The organism is Azospirillum sp. P4_B5, from assembly GCF_056402275.1.
The window spans coordinates 105,030-121,402 of the sequence record NZ_JBFUHT010000011.1 but is presented as its reverse complement, the minus strand read 5'-3'; the positions used below and the strand labels follow the sequence as shown (position 1 = coordinate 121,402).

Below are 16,373 nucleotides of genomic sequence, written 5' to 3'. Positions count from 1 at the left end.
GGCCGGCGCCGAACAACGCGCCGCCCGCCGTGCCGCCGGCCACCGCGCCGGCGATGCCGGCCAGCGCCGCCGCCTTGGCGGTGCCCCCGAGAAGATCGCGGCGGTTCACGCCCGTCCGCTCAACCTTGATGTTCGACGCTTTTGTGTCCGACATGGGTGAACTCCTTCGATGTCCCCTTGCGGGGCTCTTGTTTCGACCTGGTGGGTCAAAGTCCTTCCGGCCGGGCGGACAGGTGCCCGGTGGCGGGATCGGTGGTCAGCACGGCGGCGCGCGGTTTTGGTTCGGCGGCCGTAGCTGTGGATTGGGTGGCGTCGCGGCGCTCCCGCTTCAGGCGCTTCTGGATCATGACCGGGCATTTGCGGTCGTGGTGGTAGAGCACCTGGCAGTGGAGGCACTGGATGCATTCGTTGGGGTTGATCGAGCCGTCGGGGTGGATCGCCTGGACCGGGCATTCGTTGGCGCAGCGCCGGCACGGGTTGCCGCATTCCTTGTAGCGGCGCAGCCAGTCGAACATCCGCATCCGGCCGGGGATGGCGAGCGCCGCGCCCAGCGGGCACAGGTAGCGGCAGAAGAAGCGCTCGATGAACAGGCCGGCGGCGATCAGGGCCACGGCGAACAGGACGAACCACCAGTCGCGGACAAAATGTAGGATGATCGCGGTCTTGAACGGCTCGACCTCCGCCGCCTTCTCCGCCGTCGCCAGCGAGGTCAGCGACAGGCCGAACAGCAGCAGGAAGATCATGTACTTGATCGGCCACAGCCGCTGGTGCAGCCCGAAGGGCACGGCGATCTGGCGGACGCCGAGTTTCTTGGCGACCTTGGACGCCAGTTCCTGCAGCGCGCCGAACGGGCACAGCCAGCCGCAGAAGGCGCCCCGGCCCCAGAACAGCAGCGACGCGGCGACCGAGAACCACAGGATGAACACCAGCGGGTCCATCAGGAAATAGTCCCAGCGGAAGTCGGTGCGCAGCGCGTTGGCGAAGGTCAGCACGTTGACCACCGACAGCTGCGCCGTCGCGTACCAGCCGAGCCAGACCAGCGTGAAGACGAGGAACCCGGTGCGCACCCGCTCGTAGAGAGCCGGACGCTTCACGAGCTGGTCCTGGAAGAAGAAGATTCCGGTCAGCAGCAGGATCGCGCTCGCCAGAATAGCGACGTCGAACAGCCGGTTCTCCCAGATGCGCCGCCACAGCGGGATCTCGTCGGCCGCGTCCTGTTCCGCCAGGGCGGCGGCCATCGGAGCCGCGGAGGCCGGCGCCGCGGCTGCGGCAGGAGCGGCCACCGGCTCGACCTTCAGGAACTTCTCCGGCGGCTGGTAGCCGAGGTCGAAGGTGACGAAGGCCTTGTCGAGCGCCGCGGTCGCGCGCTGCACCAGCAGCTGCAGGCGCCAGGGATCGGCGGGGTTGAAGCCGGCCTCTTCGGGGATGATGAACAGGCCGATCTCGGGGAAATTCGGCGCGCCCGCCGCGGCCAGGGAGCCCAGGCGCTTGTGCAGACGGTCGCGGAAGCGGATGGCGCCCTCATGCTGGACCAGCTCGAAACGGTCGAAGATGCCGCCGCGCACATAGCCCGAGCCCTTGAAGGAATAGCGCCCCTGCCCCGCCACGACGATGGCGTGCTGGCCCGGCTTCAGCCGCTGCACCAGCGCCTCGTACTCCGCGTCGCCCAGCAGGGAGCGGCCGACGGCGGGAATGGTGGCGAGTGCCGCGTAGAGGTCGATGAAGCTGTCGTTCGGATCGCCGGCCTCGGGACGGGCGGCGGCCTCGGCCTTGCCGGTGCGCTCGAAGGCGGCGTTCACCTCGCCCACCGTCAGCGTCAGGCGGCGCACGGAACCGTCGCCGACCAGCGTGGCCCAGTCCTCCACTCCCGTCTTGGACAGGTCGAGGCTGCGGGTCACGGTCGGCGCGGCCTCCGCCGCTCCCGGCGCGCCCAGCGCCTGCAACACCTTCTTGCCGGAGCGGATGATCGAATCGCCGATCACCATCACCGTCACGGTGGCGCCGGACACGATGTCCACCGGCGGGCTGGACGCGCTCTGCGAGGCCAGGGTCAGCACGTTCTTGCCGACGTAGCCGTCGATGAAGGCGTTGACCTTGGCGGGCGGGATGCCGATCAGGACGATGGGCTCGTGATGGTCGACCAGCTTCGCCCCGGTCACCGTGCCGTCCGGCGCCAGCCCGACCATCACATGGATCGGGCGGCCCGAATAGCCGGTCGTGTTCACGAAGTCGGAGGTCAGGAAGGCGTGGCCGACCAGCGCGTCGCCCTTGTAGACGGGAACCAGCGGCGCGTTCGGCAGGGGGGCGCCGAAGCGGTCCGCCCCGGCGGCGAGATCGCCCGGCTGCACCGTGCCGAGATACCGCGCCAGCAGCGCCTCGGCCGCGTCCGCCGTGCCGAACCCGGCCAGCAGAATCAGCAGCCCAGCCACCAGTGCGCGTGTCCTCCGCAAGAAGTCTGCAACCATTTCCCTTGCCCTGATGTCTTGATCTTGATCAAGAGGCCGCAAGCCCCTTTGACGCGGCTATGGGACCACATGTTCGGAACCCTGTTCTTGACCGGCGTCAATTCGGAGGAAATGAGTCCCGACTATCCTCCTTCCGGCGTTCCGCTCCTTATGACCGTGCGGGACACAAGATTGTATTTTAGGCAAACTGTATTTTGAAATTGAGGTGAAGCCATGCCGCTGCTGCGCCACGAGCCTCAGGGCGGGGTCCGCTCGCTGGACGATCTTCTGGGCATCGCCCTGGCGCTGGAACAGGAGGCGGTGCGCCGCTACACCCAGTTGGCGGCCCTGATGGACCGACGCGGCGAGACCGACACCGCCGTCACCTTCCGCGCCCTGATCGCGGAGGAGCAGGACCATGTGCAGGCGGTGGGCGGCTGGGCGCACAGCCTCGGCCGCCCCGCCCCCGACGCTCCGGCCTTCCTCTGGCGCCTGCCGCCGGAGCTTGCCGCCTCCTGGGAGGAGCTGACCGAGCGCACGCGGCTGACGCCCTATCAGGCGCTGTCGCTGGCGGTGGTCAACGAGCAGCGCGCCTTCGCCTTCTACAGCTACATCGTTGCCAGCGCGCCGGACGATTCCGTGCGCACCCATGCCGAGTCGCTGGCTCGCGAGGAACTTCGCCACGCCGCCCTGCTCCGGCGCGAGCGCCGCAAGGCCTTCCGCCGCGAACGTGGCCGGGCGGACCGCAAGCCGGCCCGCGCGGACACACCGGCGGAGTTGGAACGGCTGGCCGTCGCCCTGCTGTCCGCCACCGCCGCCGAGCACGGCGCGCTGGCGGTGCGCCTGCTGGCCCTCGGTGACGGAGACGGCGCCGCGCTGCTGACCCGCATCGCCGACGAAGAGCGGGCGCTGATCCCGTCCGGCTCCGGCACCGCGCCGTCACAGGCCGCCGTTCCCGACACCGCGCCCGCTTGCCTGCGCGCGGCGGTCGCCGCCTCCGAACGGCTCGCCGAAGCCTTCGGCGACGTCGCGGCCCAGGCGACCGACGAGCTGGTCCTGAACGAATCCCTGCGCCTTCAGGAGGCTGTGGTGGGTCACCTCGCGCAACTGGCGGAACGGATCGACGCAGCGAGCTAAAGGCTTATCCGAAAACCATTATAGCCCTCTCCCCTCCGGGGAGAGGGTGGCCCGCAGGGCCGGTGAGGGGGATGTGCGTAAGGAAACCTTCGGCACAAGCGCAACCCCCTCACCCTAACCCTCTCCCCAGAGGGGAGAGGGGATTTTAAGGAGATCGTCCTGGGTGCTACCCCACCACCTGCCGGTACAGCGCCGGCAGGGCCTTGGTCAGATGCGTGACCTGCGGGAAGATCGCGTAGCCGCCCCGGCCGAACAAATAGGGGAAGTAATCGCGTGCCTCGGCGTCCACGGTGATGCCGAACAGGGCGATGCCCTGGCGGCGGGCCTCCTGGATCGCTACGCGGGTGTCCTCGATGCCGTAGCGCCCCTCGTAATGGTCCACGTCGTTGGGCTTGCCGTCCGACAGCAGGATCAGCAGGCGGTGCCGGTTGGGCCGCTCCGCCAGACGCGCGGCGGTGTGGCGCAGCGCCGCTCCCATGCGGGTGTAATGGCCGGGCTTCAGCGCCTGGACGCGGCGCTGCACACGGGCGTTCAGCGGCTCGTCGAACTCCTTGACCGTCTGCACCCGCACCCAGTCCCGCTTCTTCGAGGTGAAGGCGAAGATCGCGTGTGGATCGCCGCAGGCGTTCAGGCCGTTGGACAGGGCCAGCAGCGCCTCCTTCTCGACGTCGAGCACGCGGTGCCCGTCCACCCAGCCGTCGGTGGACAGCGACGTGTCGACCAGAACCGCCACCGCCAGATCGCGCGCCGCGTTGCGCGCAGCCTGATAGACGCGGTCGCTGCCCGCCCCGCCCGCGCGCTGGTCGGCGCAACGGCGCACCAGCGCGGTGAGGTCGAGATCGTCGCCGTCCGGCTGGCCGGTGAAGACCATGCGCTTGGGGCGCAGGGCCTCGAACTGGCGGCGCACCTGCCGGATGCGGCGCAGCGCGGCCTCGTCGGGCACCCAGTCCTCGCCGTCCTCCGGCGCCGGTTCGGCGACGACGCGGCAATGGGCGGGGTGGTAGGCGCGGCGGCGATGGTCCCATTCCGGGTAGGTCAGAACCGCGGTCAGCGGCGCCGCGTCCACGGCGGCCGGCGCCAGATCGAGATCGAGTTTCAACCGGGTCGAGGGCTTGCGCTGATGCTGGGCGAGCGCGATCTCCTCCATATCGTCGGCGGCCTGACGGGCGGCGTCCTCGTCGTCGTCATCGACCGGGCGGGGGATGTTCAGCATCTCCGCCAGACCGAAGATCTTCTCGAAACGGTTCAGGATCAGCGGGTCCTCGCGCTGCACCTGATCGCTGTCGCGCCGCGTCGCCTTCCGGCGCTGGCCATCGCTTTCAGAGGAGGGGGCCGCCCCGTCCTCGGCCGTGGCATCGGGAGTGGCTGCCGCGCCGGACGGAGCGGGACCCGAAACCTCGCCCCACAGCGGCACCGGCAGGAAGGGCTTGTAGCCGGCCGGGGCGGTGAAGCGGTCCAGCGGAACCGTCCCGTCCAGCGCCGCGCCGCCGTCGCCAACGCCCAGCAGAGCCAGCACCGCCGCCTCCACCATCGCCTCTTCCTTCGGCAGGGAGCGCTTGGGCCGCACGGCGATCAGCGCTGTGCACAGCTCACCGTGCAGGCGGGTCAAACCCGGCCAGCGCGCGAGAACCCGCGCGGTGGTCGCGTGGGCCTGCCGCAGCGCCCGCAGATCGGCCCGCAGCGGGTCAGCGGGGGCCTCGCCATCGGCCTCGGCGTGCGCAAAGTACGCGGCCAGCCATTCGTAGAGCCGCTCGTTCAGCGCCGCGTCGGGGAACACGTCGAGCATGGCGGGCAACTGCAGCACGTCGCCGTCCAGCGCCGGCCGCTCCAGCCGTTCGGTGCCGAGGCCGATGCGCTCCAGAACCGACAGCCGGTGGCTGGAGGACGCCCGTCCCGCGGCGGCCAGCCGCACGCCCCGGTCGCCGCCCAGCCCGCGGAAGAACACCGCCAGCCGGGGCCGGATCGCCTCCAGCGTCACCGCGGCATCGGGATGGTGCGGCAGGCTCGACCGGCCGCCGACCAGACGGTGCCAGTGGCGGCCGATGAACTCCTCAGGCTCGAGCAGCGACAGCATGTCCGTTTCCCTTACCCCAGTTGCCCTTAGCCCAGGGCGATGTCGGCGACGCGCAGCAGCGCCTGCCGCACGTCGGCGTCGTCGGTCAGCGGTTCGATCAGCGCGGTGCGGATGGCCCGCTCGGGCTTCACGCCGGAACGGATCAGCGTCGCGCAATAGACCAGCAGGCGGGTGGAGACGCCTTCCTCGAGATCCTGGCCCTTCAGGGCGCGCAGCGCGCCGGCCAGACGGACCAGCGGGGCGACGCGCGCCTCCGGCAGGCCGCTCTCGCGGGCGACGATGACGGCCTCGTCCTCCGGCGCCGGAAAGTCGAATTCGATGGCGAGGAAGCGCTGGCGCGTGCTGGGCTTCAGGGTCTTCAGAACGTTCTGGTAGCCGGGGTTGTAGGACACCACCAGCATGAAGTCGTCCGGCGCCTCCAGCAGTTCGCCCGTGCGGTCGAGCGGCAGCAGGCGGCGGTCGTCGGTCAGCGGGTGGAGCACGACGGTCACGTCCTTGCGCGCCTCCACCACCTCGTCGAGGTAGCAGACGGCGCCCTCGCGCACGGCGCGGGTCAGCGGGCCGTCCGCCCACACCGTGTCGCCACCCTTCAGCAGGTAACGCCCGGTCAGGTCGGCGGCGGTCAGGTCGTCGTGGCAGGACACGGTGTAGAGGGGACGACCCAGCCGGGCTGCCATGTGCGAGACGAAGCGCGTCTTGCCGCAGCCCGTCGGCCCCTTCAGCAGCAGAGGCAGGCGGTGGCGGAAGGCGTGCTCGAACAGCTCGCACTCGTCGCCGACGGCCTTGTAGTAGGGGATGTCGAGGTCGTCCGCGACGGCCTTCAGGGCGCTGCGGGTCATGGGTGTCTCCTCGAAAACGGAAGGCAAAAAAGAGAGGTCCCCTCCCCCGGCGCGCGGAGGAGGGGAAGGTCCTGATCACTCGGCGGGCTGCACGGCCGCACCGATTCCGGTGCTCTTGCGAGCCGTGGGCACCGGCCCCAGCAGAGCGTAGAGATAGAGGACGGCGCCGATGAACACCGCGGCACCGGCGGCCAGACGCACCCAGTAGAAGGGAGCGATCTCCGCCTGGACGGTCATGTAGTCCATGCCCATCACGCGCTGCAGGTGGACCTGCACGACCCCGGCGAAGGTCAGGGCGAAGGTCATCACCGTCATGCCGCCGGTCATCAGCCAGAAGCTGGCCTTGTTGAGGGTCTGGTGGTAGGGCGCGACGCCGCGCAGATGCGGCATGGCGTAGCTGAAGATGGCGAGGTTGATCATCACATAGGCGCCGAAGAAGGCAAGATGCCCGTGCGCCGCCGTCACCTGCGTGCCGTGGGTGTAGTAGTTGACCCAGGACAGCGTGTGCAGGAAGCCCCAGACGCCCGCCCCGAAGAAGGCCGTCACCGCGCAGCCGACCGACCACAGCAGGGCAGCCTTGTTCGGGTGATCGCGCCCGCCCTTCAGCACCATTTTCACGGCGAAGACGACCATGAAGAAGAAGGGGGCGACCTCAAGCGTCGAGAACAGCGAGCCGATCCACTGCCAGTAGCCCGGCGTGCCGATCCAGTAGTAATGGTGGCCGGTGCCCAGCAGGCCGGAGAAGAGGGCGAGGCCGACGATGGCGTAGAGCCACTTCTCGACGATCTCGCGGTCGACGCCGGTCATCTTGATCATCAGGAAGGCGAGGATGGAGGCCATCACCAGTTCCCACACACCCTCGACCCAGAGATGGACGACGTACCACCAGTACATCTTGTCCAGCGCGAGGTTGGTCGGGTTGTAGAAGGAGAACAGGAAGAAGATCGCGATGCCCCACAGCCCCATCACCAGGATGTTGGTGATGACCGTGCGCCGGCCCTTCAGCACCGTCATGGAGATGTTGTAGAGGAACATCAGCGCGACGACGACGATGGCGACCTTGATCCACGTCGGCTGTTCCAGGAACTCGCGCCCCTCATGGATGCGGAAGACGTAGCCGACGACGGCGGCCAGCGCGCCGAACATGAACAGGCCGAACTGGATGTAGGCCAGCTTCGGGCTGTGCAGTTCGCGCTCCGCCTCCTCGGGAATCAGGTAGTAGGCGGCGCCGAAGAAGCCCATCAGAAGCCACACGATCAGCGCGTTCGTGTGGATCATCCGCAGGATGTTGAAGGGAAGCAGTTCCGACAGGACGTTGGGCAGCACATAGACCGTGCCGGCCAGCAGGCCGACCAGGAGCTGAACGCCGAACAGGGCCAGCGCGCCGTAGAAGTAGGGCAGCGCGACCTTTTGCGATTGGTATTTCATGGCCTTTCGTCCTTCGTCAGCCGGAGATCTTGGGCGGCCAGTTCTGGGTGTTGATGCGGCTGGTCCACTCCAGGAAGGCGGCGAGGTCGTTGACCTCCTGCTCCGTCAGGTTGAACTGCGGCATCTGGCGGCGGCCCTCGATGCCGCTGGGCTGGGCGGCCATCCAGCCGGCCAACGCGGCGCGCGCGCCCTCCGCGTCCTTGTCGCCGCCGTAGCGGATCCAGACGTTGCCCAGTTCCGGCGCGAAATAGGCGCCCTCGCCCAGCAGCGTGTGGCAATTGATGCAGGAGTTCTTCTCCCACACATGCTTGCCACGGGCGACGCTGTCGGTCAGCCCCTTGCTGTCGGTGCCGGTGTTGACGACATAGATGTGACTTGCCGCCGTCAGCGAGACGAAGGCGGCGAAGAAGAAGAGCGATCCGCCGTAAAAAATGTTTCGGGCGGCCGCTTTGGTGAAGCGTTCCGTCATGCGTTCGTTTCTCCTGGGTCAGGCCCCCGAGGCAGACCTTCGTGGAACGGAGGGGCCTTGAGCAGCGTTGGCCGTGCGCCATGACGGAGAAAGTTGACCGATTTGGTGCGACTATCCTTGACGGCGGTCAAGTGGACGGTCGTCGTCCGGATTTGAGGCCGGATTTGAGGGCTGTGTGAAAAAGCGGGCGCCGGGCCAACCCGGCGCTTCCCGCGGCCGGCGCGCTCAAGGAATGGTCGGCGCCGGCGTGCTCAGGCTCCACATGGCGTCGAACATGGACGCCTGGAAGGCCGCGAAATCGGCGCTGTCGAGGATCAGGCCGTAGCTCTCGCGGGCCGACGAGATGACCGAAACCTTGCTGCCGTGGATGAAGCAGGTCATCGCAAGGTTGTAGGTGGCGGGCGCGTAGCGCAGTTCGCGCCGCTCCTCCTGGCTCGATGGCCAGATCGGCGCGATGTCGCGCTCCTCCGAACGGATCACCCGCAACCAGATGCCGCGCCGCGCCCGCTCCTTCAGGTAACGCTCCATCTCCTCCAGCCCCGGCTCGACCATCAGTTCCCGCATGGAGAGGGTGGCGCGCAGTTCCTTCTCCTCGCCGCTCAGCGTCTCCCACAGGACGGTGCGGATGCCTTCGGGACCGGGGTGGAAGCGGACGTTCGGCTGGCCGTTCTCGTGATGGTACATCGACCGCAGCACCGGCATCACGTCCTCGAGCATCTGCCGCCGGGCCTCGCTGCGCTCCAGCAGGATGCCCGGGTCCTGGGCGACCACGAAGCGGCGCTTGCCGTGATCGACGAAGCGGACGAGCCCCTCCGCCTCCAGCTTGGCGAGAGCGTCGTGCGCCGTGGTGCGGGCCATGCCGGCACCCGCGGCCACCTCCGTCACGGAGCCGCCGCCAAGACGGATCGTCGTCAGATAGAGCTTGTAGAGCGTCCCCGATATGCCGATCCGGGACAGCTTCTCCTCAAGATTCACCCACGTGCTCCCTTTTGAATCGCGTCGCAACATGCCCGATTCCGCGCCACCCGTCCATCGTCGGTTTTTGCCGATAAAATCTCGGCATCCCGCGGCACAACTGTGGCGCTGAGGCGATAAAATGGGCCTTTCCTCCGCCAAATGCCCTTTAAAACGGCAAGTTTAGGCTGAGAAAACACCATTCATTCGTATTTTTCAAATTGACGGATTTTTCCGACACTGTCATCGTTTTGTCGTCGTCCAAGGACGTTGACGTCCCGCGAGGCGGCGCCGAACGGTGGAACGAGGGAAGGTGATGGAAGCGAATTCAAAAGCGCATGCGGCGGCACCGCCTTTCATGCAGAGGGCGCCGCGCCGCGCCGCGACCCCTCGCATTCTGACGGACCGGCCCTTCCGGGCGGCGCTGGGCCTCACGGCCTTCTTCGCCGTCTGGCAGGCGCTGACCTCGCTCGGCGTCATCGACGCCTTCCTGCTGCCGTCGCCGGTCGCGGTGGCGGGGGCGCTGTGGGACATGGCGCTCGACGGCTCGCTGTGGGTCCATCTCGGCGCCAGCCTGCAGCGGGTGGCGGTCGGCTTCGCGCTCGCCTGTGTCGTCGGCATGGCGCTCGGGCTGATGTGCGGATGGTGGCGCAGCGTCGCGGACTTCGTCCGGCCGGTCGTCGAGGCGCTTCGCCCCATTCCCCCGCTCGCCTGGATTCCGATCACCATCCTGTGGTTCGGGCTCGGCGACGCCGCGTCCTACTTCCTGGTCTTCCTCGGCGCCGTCTTCCCGGCCTTCGTCGCCACCTACACGGCGGTGCGGGGCCTCGACCGCAACCAGATGAACGCGGCGCTCTGCCTCGGCGCGACGCCCTGGCAGCTCTTCACCGACGTGCTGATCCCGGCCTCCCTGCCGATCATCCTGCCGGGGCTGCGGATCGCGCTGGGCGTGGGCTGGATGTGCGTGGTGACCGCCGAGCTGATCGCCGCGCAGACCGGCCTCGGCTACCTGATCCAGCAGTCGCGCATGCTGTTCCAGATCAACAACGTCGTTGCGGGCATGGTGGCCATCGGTCTCGTCGGCTTCGCCATGTCCGCCGTCCTTGAGCGGATCGAGCGTCGGGTGAACGCCTGGGCGCCTTCCGAGCGCAATTGAGCAGGAGGCGAAGGAACATGGCCGCCAACACCGCACTCAAGCCCCCCGCCCCGCCGCACGGCGCGCCGCAGGCCCAGCCGGCCGACATCCAGATCGACATCCGGAATCTGGGCAAGGTCTATGGCGGGACCTCGTCCGACAACATGGTCGTCGCCCTCGACGGGGTCGATCTGCGCATCCGCCGCGGCGAGTTCATCTCGCTGCTCGGCCCCTCGGGCTGCGGGAAGTCGACCCTGCTCGGCATCGTCGCCGGCTTCCAGTCGGCGTCGAGCGGGACGCTCCTGCAGAACGGCCGCCCCATCGTCAAGCCGGACCCGTCGCGAACCGTCGTCTTCCAGGACTACGCTCTGTTCGGCTGGATGACCGTGCAGCAGAATGTGGAGTTCGGCCTGAAGGCCAAGGGCATGGCGAAGAAGCAGCGCGCGGAGATCGCCCGCTCGCTGATCGACATGGTCCGGCTGACCGGCTTCGAGGAGAAGTACCCGCACCAGATCTCCGGCGGCATGAAGCAGCGGGCGGCCATCGCCCGCGCGCTCGCCCCGGACCCCGACATCCTGCTGATGGACGAGCCGTTCGGCGCGCTGGACGCGCAGACCCGCGTGCTGCTGCAGGAGGAGATCGCCCGCATTTCGTCCGAGGCCGGCAAGACGGTGATCTTCGTCACCCACGGCATCGACGAGGCGGTGTTCCTGGCCGACCGCGTGGTGGTGATGAGCCCGCGGCCCGGCCGGGTGCGCGAGGAGGTCGCCGTGCCGCTGCCGCGGCCCCGCACGGCCGAGATGCGCTCCGATCCCTGGTTCGTCTCCACGGTCAACGACCTGTGGGAAACCCTGAAACCCGAATGGCAAAAAGGGGAATGAACGTGACCTCGACACTCTCTCGCCGTCGTTTCGGCCAGCTGGCCGCCGGCATCGCCGCCGCCGCAACCCTCGCCAAGCCGGCGATCCTCCGCGCGCAGGGCGCGGACGTCGTCAAGATGGGCTGGTTCAACACCACCACCGTGTCGGCCCAGATCGCCCATGTGCTGATGCGGACGGACATCGCGGCCCGCAACGGCCTGCGGATGAACATGATCCAGCTCAACGCCTCGCCGGCGGTGAACGAGGCGATCGTGTCGAACGCGGCCGACGTCGGCACGCTGTCCGACTTCGCCGCCGTCACCACCATGGCCGTCGGGGCGCCGGTCACCACCATCGCCTCGCAGGCGCGCTTCCGCTCGGCGGTGCTGGTGACCAAGAAGTCGGGGATCACCGACGTCGCCGGGTTGAAGGGCAAGCAGGTCTACGGCACCTTCGGCATCACCGCCTTCCAGAACGCCCAGGAGGCGATGACCAAGGCCGGCCTCACCCCCGGACGCGACATGACCTTCGTCAATGTCGGGCCGGCGGAGCTGGCCGACGCGGTGGGCGCGCAGCGGATCGACGCCTTCTTCACCTACGACCCGTTCGTCAGCTTCTTCGAGAACGCGGGCTTCGCCCAGGTCGTTTCGGAGAACCTGACCCCGGTCATCGTGCTGACCGCGAACAACCGCTTCTTCAAGGACCGGCCCGAGGTGGCGGAGCGCTTCCTGCTCGCCAACTCCCAGGCGCTGTATTTCGCCAGCCAGAACCACGACCTCGTCAACGGCTGGTTCCGCTCGCTGGAGCCGGCGAAGAACATCCCCGAGGCCGTGCTGGAAAAGGCGTCGGGCTATGACCCCGCCTGGAACGCCAAGGCGCCCACCGACATCAAGGCGGCGTTGTCGGAAGAGCAGATCAAAAAGCTGAACCTGCTCGCCGAATGGGGCGTCGAGGCGAAGCTTCTGCCGCGCCTGCCGGACGTCTCGAAGTTCGTCGACACGTCCATCGCCGGCAAGGTCGACGCCGCCTTCACCACCCAAAACTTCGATCCGAAAACGGTCAAGATCGTCGGCTGAGCGGCCGGCGATCCCGACGCATCGCGCAGGACGGGGCGGCGGCCGTGCCGGGCCGCGCCGAAGGAGACTTCATGACCTTACGACTTGACGACGCCCCCGCCCCTCCAACGCGCCATTTCGACTTCGCCACCCTGCCGGCACCCGACCGTTATCGCCTTCTGACCGCCGCGGTCCTGCCGCGGCCGATCGCCTGGGCGGTCACCCGTTCGGCCGAGGGCCGGGTGAACGCGGCCCCCTACTCCTTCTTCAACGTCTTCGGCTCCGACCGGCCGGTGGTCTGTCTCGGCGTGCTCGCGCGCCCGGACCGGCCGAAGGACACGGCGGTCAACATCCGGGCGACGCGCGAGTTCGTGATCAACCTCGTCCCCTTCGCCCTCGCCGAGGCGATGAACCTCACCTGCGTCGAGGCGCCGCCCGAGGTGGACGAGACCCGGCTCGCCGGGCTCGCCACCCTGCCGAGCGTCGCGGTCCGGCCGCCGCGCATCGCCGCCTCGCCGGTCGCCTTCGAATGCCGTCTGATCCACGAGTTCGAAAGCGGTCCCGGACAGTGGCTGTTCGTGGGCGAGGTGCTGCACGCCCATGTCGCGACGCGCGTCCTGACCGGCAACCCCGAACGCCCCCGCATCGACCATGAGGCGCTCGACCTCGTCGCCCGCATGCACGGCCCCTCGGCCTATCTGCGCACCCGCGACGTCTTCGATCTGGTGAGGCCGGTCTGGGCCGACACCGCGCCTCAATCCATCGAATCACACTGCAAGGAACGACAAGCATGACCAAGGTTAAAGTGGCCGCGGTGCAGGCGGCGACGGTGCCGTTCGACGCCGTCGCGGCGACCGCCCGCACGGTCGACCTGATCGCCGAGGCGGCGTCCACCGGCGCGTCGCTCGCCGTCTTCCCGGAAGCCTTCATCGGCGGCTATCCGAAAGGGCTCGATTTCGGCTGCTCGATCGGCCGGCGCACGCCGGAGGGACGCGCCGACTTCGCCCGCTACGTCCGCGGCGCGATCACGGTGCCGGGACCGGAAACCGAGACGCTGTCGGCCGCCTGCGCGCGGCACGGCATCCACGCGGTCGTCGGCGTCATCGAGCGCGACGGCGGGACGCTCTACTGCACGGTGCTCTACCTGTCGCCGGACGGCCGGATGGGCAAGCACCGCAAGGTGATGCCGACCGGGTCGGAGCGGCTGGTCTGGGGGTTTGGCGACGGCTCGACCCTCACCGTCATGGACACGCCGTTCGGCCGTGTCGGTGGCGCCATCTGCTGGGAGCATTACATGCCGCTGATGCGCGCGGCCTACTACGCCAAGGGCGTCCAGCTCTGGGCGGCGCCGACGGCGGACGACCGCGAAAGCTGGATCGCCACCATGCGCCACGTTGCCATGGAGGGGCGCTGCTTCGTGATCGGCGCCTGCCAGGTGATGCGCCGCTCCGACTTCCCGGAAGACTACGCCAGCCGCATCGACGCCGGGCCGGACGAGTGGATGATGCACGGCCGCTCGGTCATCGTCGGGCCGCTCGGCGAGATCCTCGCCGGCCCGCTGGTCGACGCGGAGGGCATCCTGACCGCCGAGGTGGACGTCGAGGATCTGGTCGGCGCCAAGCTCGATTTCGATCCGGTGGGCCATTACGCGCGGCCGGACCTGTTCAGCATGCGCGTCGACGAGACCCCGCGCGCGTCGGTCGCCACGGTGCGCGACGGCATCTCTGCCGACCACAACGAGATGGCCGAAGAGGCGGTTTGATCGATGAATGGGCGTGCGTGTTCGACCGGCACGCCACGCTGACGTGGTGACGATACGGACGCGATTGTCCATTCCGTGCGTTTCGGCATCGCCGCTCCGGCTGGGAGACGGCGATGCCGACCTGTGCAGGATCGGATGATCATTCAGCAAACCCCACACAGGCTTATGGAAACCGGGGCTTATGGAAACCGGCGGATCTCCGCCAGCCCATGCCCGGCGTTCGAGGCCCGTAACGTCTGAACAATCCGCCGGAGACGCTGTGCCAAGACGCGCTCCTTCGCGCAGGCCTCCTCGCACAGCGCGCGCATCTCGGCGATGCTTGGCCTCCACTTCCTCGTCCGGCGCCATGCGCGCGCCGCGTCGTCGATGGCCCAGGCCGGAAACTCGCCCAAGTCCTCGACCCAGTCCATGGCGACCAGCTGCTCGACGTCGGGCGTCAGCCCCTTGGCCGGGAAGTGGGACAGCAAGGCCAGCACGCGACCGAGCAGATGGTCGGGCTCGGCCGGCGCCAGGATGGAACTTTCCAGGTCCCTCAGCACCCGCTGCGCCATGGCGACCTGCCGGGCCGAAAGGGACGCTGGTGGCGACCAGCTTTCCTGAAGCCCCTCGAACCCATTCTCGCCGAAGCGCGGGCGGTGTTCCAGGGTGCCGGTGGCCAGGATCTCGCGCAACGCGTCCGGAAAGGCGGCGACCAAACAGCGGCAACGTTCGGCCGGGGCCATCGCCGGGTCGAAGGGCAGCGGGGACCACTCGGGCAGCGGCATCATCGCGACGGACATCGACAGCTCCTCAGAAACGGGGACGGGCGACGGGCTGGGCGCCCTTGAGCCTTGCGGCGACGGTCATCCAGGCATTGACCCGCTGCTCGGCGACGCTTTGGCTGGCGCCGGTGACGGCACCCCCGACAGACCCGGCGGCTTTCACCGTCGGCGCTTTGCCGGCCGCCGCGTCCTGGGCCAGCCACGCCCGCCAAGCGGCGGAAATGTCGCGGTACCGGTAGCCGTGAGCCTGGCAGCGCAGGACAAACCCCTCGACATGCCGGCTGAGATCGACCGTGCCGAAGCGGCTCCGGGCCCAGGCGAGATCGTCGGTGTTGGGCATCCAATCCGCAGGCACCTCACACACCGGTCCGCGCCCGCCCGAAGCGAGCGAGTCCGGATTCTGTTCAGGATGATGGTGTTCCTGACTCGGTGCTGGACAGGGGGCGTTTGCCGGCGAGTCATCCCTGTCGCCGGCCGAAACAGGGCGCGCCGCCTGGATGATGACGGTCGGGGCGACGGCCTCCTCGTTCTGGGCGACGCGCAGCTGGTACAGGCAGGACAGCCGTGAGCCATCGCGGCCGCGACGATGCTCGATGGTGACCAAACCGATGTCGTGAAGACGCTGCAGGATGCGGTTGATGGTTGGGCGCGAACGTTTCAGTTTCGCCGCCAGGGTCGATTGCGACGGCCAGCAGACGCCGTTCTCGTTGGCGAAGGTGGCAAGCGCCGCGAGCACGGCGAATCCGTCCGCGTCGAGGTCGGGGTGGTCGAGCCACCAAGCGGGAATCTTGCCCCAGCGGCTGTTGGTCTCGGTCGTGGTAGTCATGCGGCGCTCCCGCGAGGTCATGGAACCGGCATGGGCCGGCGTTCTTGCGGGACAGGATTCCCCGGATGCTTCGGAGTCTCCAAAGCGCGCCCGTCACCTATCGACAGGTGGCGGGCGCGTTTGTGGTAGGTGTCAGGCGCAATTGCGGAGGTGTCAGGCGCGGCATCGGCAGGCCACAGACGCGCATATGAAGGTGTCAGGCGCGGTTACCGCCGCGACTCGGGGACCTCGAAACGCGCCTGAGACCTATCGGCGCGTCGATGACGCCTTGTGGGCAGCCCATCCTCTAGGTTCCAGGCGCGTTTCGAGAGCCCCGGATAGGGCGCAGGCGCGCTCCGATTCGCTGGATTCTCTAGGTTTCAGGCGCGTTCGACGGCCCGGACCACTCGGTAGGTCTCAGGCGCGCTCACGTGTCGGTGACACCCTGGAGCCGGTCCGGCGGCGAATCGTGGTGTCAAGCCGTCTCCGCAGGGGAGTGAGGACATCACCGATTCGGCCCCGCTCCGGCCCGTCGTTCGGCAAACGCGCCTGTGACCTACCGCCTGCGCGCCCGTTGCCTACAGGAAGCGCGCCTGCCACCTACTGGATGCGCGCCTGTCACCTATGGTTCCACGTGCGATGTCGTTGCG

Annotated in this window: 14 protein-coding genes; 6 read left to right on the top strand and 8 right to left on the bottom strand. The window is 68.5% G+C overall.

Going from position 1 to position 16,373, the window contains the following annotated elements; all coding sequences use genetic code 11:
* Positions 1 to 206: 206 nt before the first annotated feature.
* Positions 207 to 2,429, bottom strand: coding sequence for a 4Fe-4S binding protein (locus AC1DVI_RS11470; RefSeq protein ID WP_476958080.1), 2,223 nt, complete (start codon positions 2,427 to 2,429; stop codon positions 207 to 209).
* A gap of 249 nt (positions 2,430 to 2,678) precedes the next feature.
* On the opposite strand from AC1DVI_RS11470, the gene AC1DVI_RS11465 reads away from it, so the two are divergent.
* Positions 2,679 to 3,581: a ferritin family protein gene (locus AC1DVI_RS11465; protein ID WP_476958079.1), complete on the top strand. Its 903-nt coding sequence runs from the start codon at positions 2,679 to 2,681 to the stop codon at positions 3,579 to 3,581.
* A gap of 166 nt (positions 3,582 to 3,747) precedes the next feature.
* Here AC1DVI_RS11465 and AC1DVI_RS11460 read toward each other — a convergent pair whose 3' ends face one another.
* The 5 genes from AC1DVI_RS11460 to AC1DVI_RS11440 form a co-directional block, all read right to left on the bottom strand.
* Positions 3,748 to 5,655 carry a nitric oxide reductase activation protein NorD gene (locus tag AC1DVI_RS11460; RefSeq protein ID WP_476958078.1) on the bottom strand — a complete coding sequence of 636 codons (1,908 nt, stop codon included), beginning with the start codon at positions 5,653 to 5,655 and terminating at the stop codon, positions 3,748 to 3,750.
* A gap of 26 nt (positions 5,656 to 5,681) precedes the next feature.
* Positions 5,682 to 6,494, bottom strand: coding sequence for a CbbQ/NirQ/NorQ/GpvN family protein (locus tag AC1DVI_RS11455; RefSeq protein ID WP_149165580.1), 813 nt, complete (start codon positions 6,492 to 6,494; stop codon positions 5,682 to 5,684).
* Positions 6,495 to 6,569: 75 nt separating this feature from the next.
* Positions 6,570 to 7,922: a cbb3-type cytochrome c oxidase subunit I gene (locus tag AC1DVI_RS11450; protein WP_476958077.1), complete on the bottom strand. Its 1,353-nt coding sequence runs from the start codon at positions 7,920 to 7,922 to the stop codon at positions 6,570 to 6,572.
* A 16-nt stretch (positions 7,923 to 7,938) separates the two neighbouring features.
* Positions 7,939 to 8,391, bottom strand: coding sequence for a c-type cytochrome (locus AC1DVI_RS11445; RefSeq protein WP_114859234.1), 453 nt, complete (start codon positions 8,389 to 8,391; stop codon positions 7,939 to 7,941).
* Positions 8,392 to 8,616: 225 nt separating this feature from the next.
* Positions 8,617 to 9,366, bottom strand: coding sequence for a TrmB family transcriptional regulator (locus tag AC1DVI_RS11440; protein WP_211102248.1), 750 nt, complete (start codon positions 9,364 to 9,366; stop codon positions 8,617 to 8,619).
* A gap of 337 nt (positions 9,367 to 9,703) precedes the next feature.
* Between AC1DVI_RS11440 and AC1DVI_RS11435 the strand changes: the two genes are divergently transcribed.
* The 5 genes from AC1DVI_RS11435 to AC1DVI_RS11415 all read left to right on the top strand — a co-directional run bounded on the left by AC1DVI_RS11435 (position 9,704) and on the right by AC1DVI_RS11415 (position 14,157).
* Complete coding sequence (locus AC1DVI_RS11435) at positions 9,704 to 10,501, top strand: ABC transporter permease (protein ID WP_476958076.1); 798 nt, start codon at positions 9,704 to 9,706, stop codon at positions 10,499 to 10,501.
* 17 nt (positions 10,502 to 10,518) lie between these two features.
* Complete coding sequence (locus AC1DVI_RS11430) at positions 10,519 to 11,361, top strand: ABC transporter ATP-binding protein (protein WP_476958075.1); 843 nt, start codon at positions 10,519 to 10,521, stop codon at positions 11,359 to 11,361.
* Positions 11,358 to 12,416 carry an ABC transporter substrate-binding protein gene (locus AC1DVI_RS11425; protein WP_476958074.1) on the top strand — a complete coding sequence of 353 codons (1,059 nt, stop codon included), beginning with the start codon at positions 11,358 to 11,360 and terminating at the stop codon, positions 12,414 to 12,416. The genes AC1DVI_RS11430 and AC1DVI_RS11425 overlap by 4 nt, the downstream gene beginning before the upstream one ends.
* Positions 12,417 to 12,487: 71 nt before the next feature.
* Complete coding sequence (locus AC1DVI_RS11420) at positions 12,488 to 13,189, top strand: flavin reductase family protein (RefSeq protein WP_476958073.1); 702 nt, start codon at positions 12,488 to 12,490, stop codon at positions 13,187 to 13,189.
* Positions 13,186 to 14,157, top strand: a complete 972-nt coding sequence (locus tag AC1DVI_RS11415; RefSeq protein WP_476958072.1) for a carbon-nitrogen hydrolase family protein — start codon at positions 13,186 to 13,188, stop codon at positions 14,155 to 14,157. Before AC1DVI_RS11420 ends, AC1DVI_RS11415 begins: the two co-directional genes overlap by 4 nt.
* Before the next feature lie 179 nt (positions 14,158 to 14,336).
* On the opposite strand, the gene AC1DVI_RS11410 is transcribed toward AC1DVI_RS11415, so the two are convergent.
* Positions 14,337 to 14,936, bottom strand: coding sequence for a hypothetical protein (locus tag AC1DVI_RS11410; RefSeq protein ID WP_476958071.1), 600 nt, complete (start codon positions 14,934 to 14,936; stop codon positions 14,337 to 14,339).
* 10 nt (positions 14,937 to 14,946) lie between these two features.
* Positions 14,947 to 15,744, bottom strand: coding sequence for a helix-turn-helix domain-containing protein (locus AC1DVI_RS11405; protein WP_476958070.1), 798 nt, complete (start codon positions 15,742 to 15,744; stop codon positions 14,947 to 14,949).
* Positions 15,745 to 16,373 lie beyond the last annotated feature (629 nt).

What these genes read in the sequence shown, in the direction of transcription:
- AC1DVI_RS11465 (WP_476958079.1), top strand. Translation starts at nt 2,679, where the DNA reads ATGCCGCTGCTGCGCCACGAGCCTCAGGGCGGGGTCCGCTCGCTGGAC.
- AC1DVI_RS11460 (WP_476958078.1), bottom strand. Translation starts at nt 5,655, where the DNA reads ATGCTGTCGCTGCTCGAGCCTGAGGAGTTCATCGGCCGCCACTGGCAC.
- AC1DVI_RS11455 (WP_149165580.1), bottom strand. Translation starts at nt 6,494, where the DNA reads ATGACCCGCAGCGCCCTGAAGGCCGTCGCGGACGACCTCGACATCCCC.
- AC1DVI_RS11450 (WP_476958077.1), bottom strand. Translation starts at nt 7,922, where the DNA reads ATGAAATACCAATCGCAAAAGGTCGCGCTGCCCTACTTCTACGGCGCG.
- AC1DVI_RS11445 (WP_114859234.1), bottom strand. Translation starts at nt 8,391, where the DNA reads ATGACGGAACGCTTCACCAAAGCGGCCGCCCGAAACATTTTTTACGGC.
- AC1DVI_RS11435 (WP_476958076.1), top strand. Translation starts at nt 9,704, where the DNA reads ATGCAGAGGGCGCCGCGCCGCGCCGCGACCCCTCGCATTCTGACGGAC.
- AC1DVI_RS11430 (WP_476958075.1), top strand. Translation starts at nt 10,519, where the DNA reads ATGGCCGCCAACACCGCACTCAAGCCCCCCGCCCCGCCGCACGGCGCG.
- AC1DVI_RS11425 (WP_476958074.1), top strand. Translation starts at nt 11,358, where the DNA reads ATGAACGTGACCTCGACACTCTCTCGCCGTCGTTTCGGCCAGCTGGCC.
- AC1DVI_RS11420 (WP_476958073.1), top strand. Translation starts at nt 12,488, where the DNA reads ATGACCTTACGACTTGACGACGCCCCCGCCCCTCCAACGCGCCATTTC.
- AC1DVI_RS11415 (WP_476958072.1), top strand. Translation starts at nt 13,186, where the DNA reads ATGACCAAGGTTAAAGTGGCCGCGGTGCAGGCGGCGACGGTGCCGTTC.
- AC1DVI_RS11410 (WP_476958071.1), bottom strand. Translation starts at nt 14,936, where the DNA reads ATGTCCGTCGCGATGATGCCGCTGCCCGAGTGGTCCCCGCTGCCCTTC.
- AC1DVI_RS11405 (WP_476958070.1), bottom strand. Translation starts at nt 15,744, where the DNA reads ATGACTACCACGACCGAGACCAACAGCCGCTGGGGCAAGATTCCCGCT.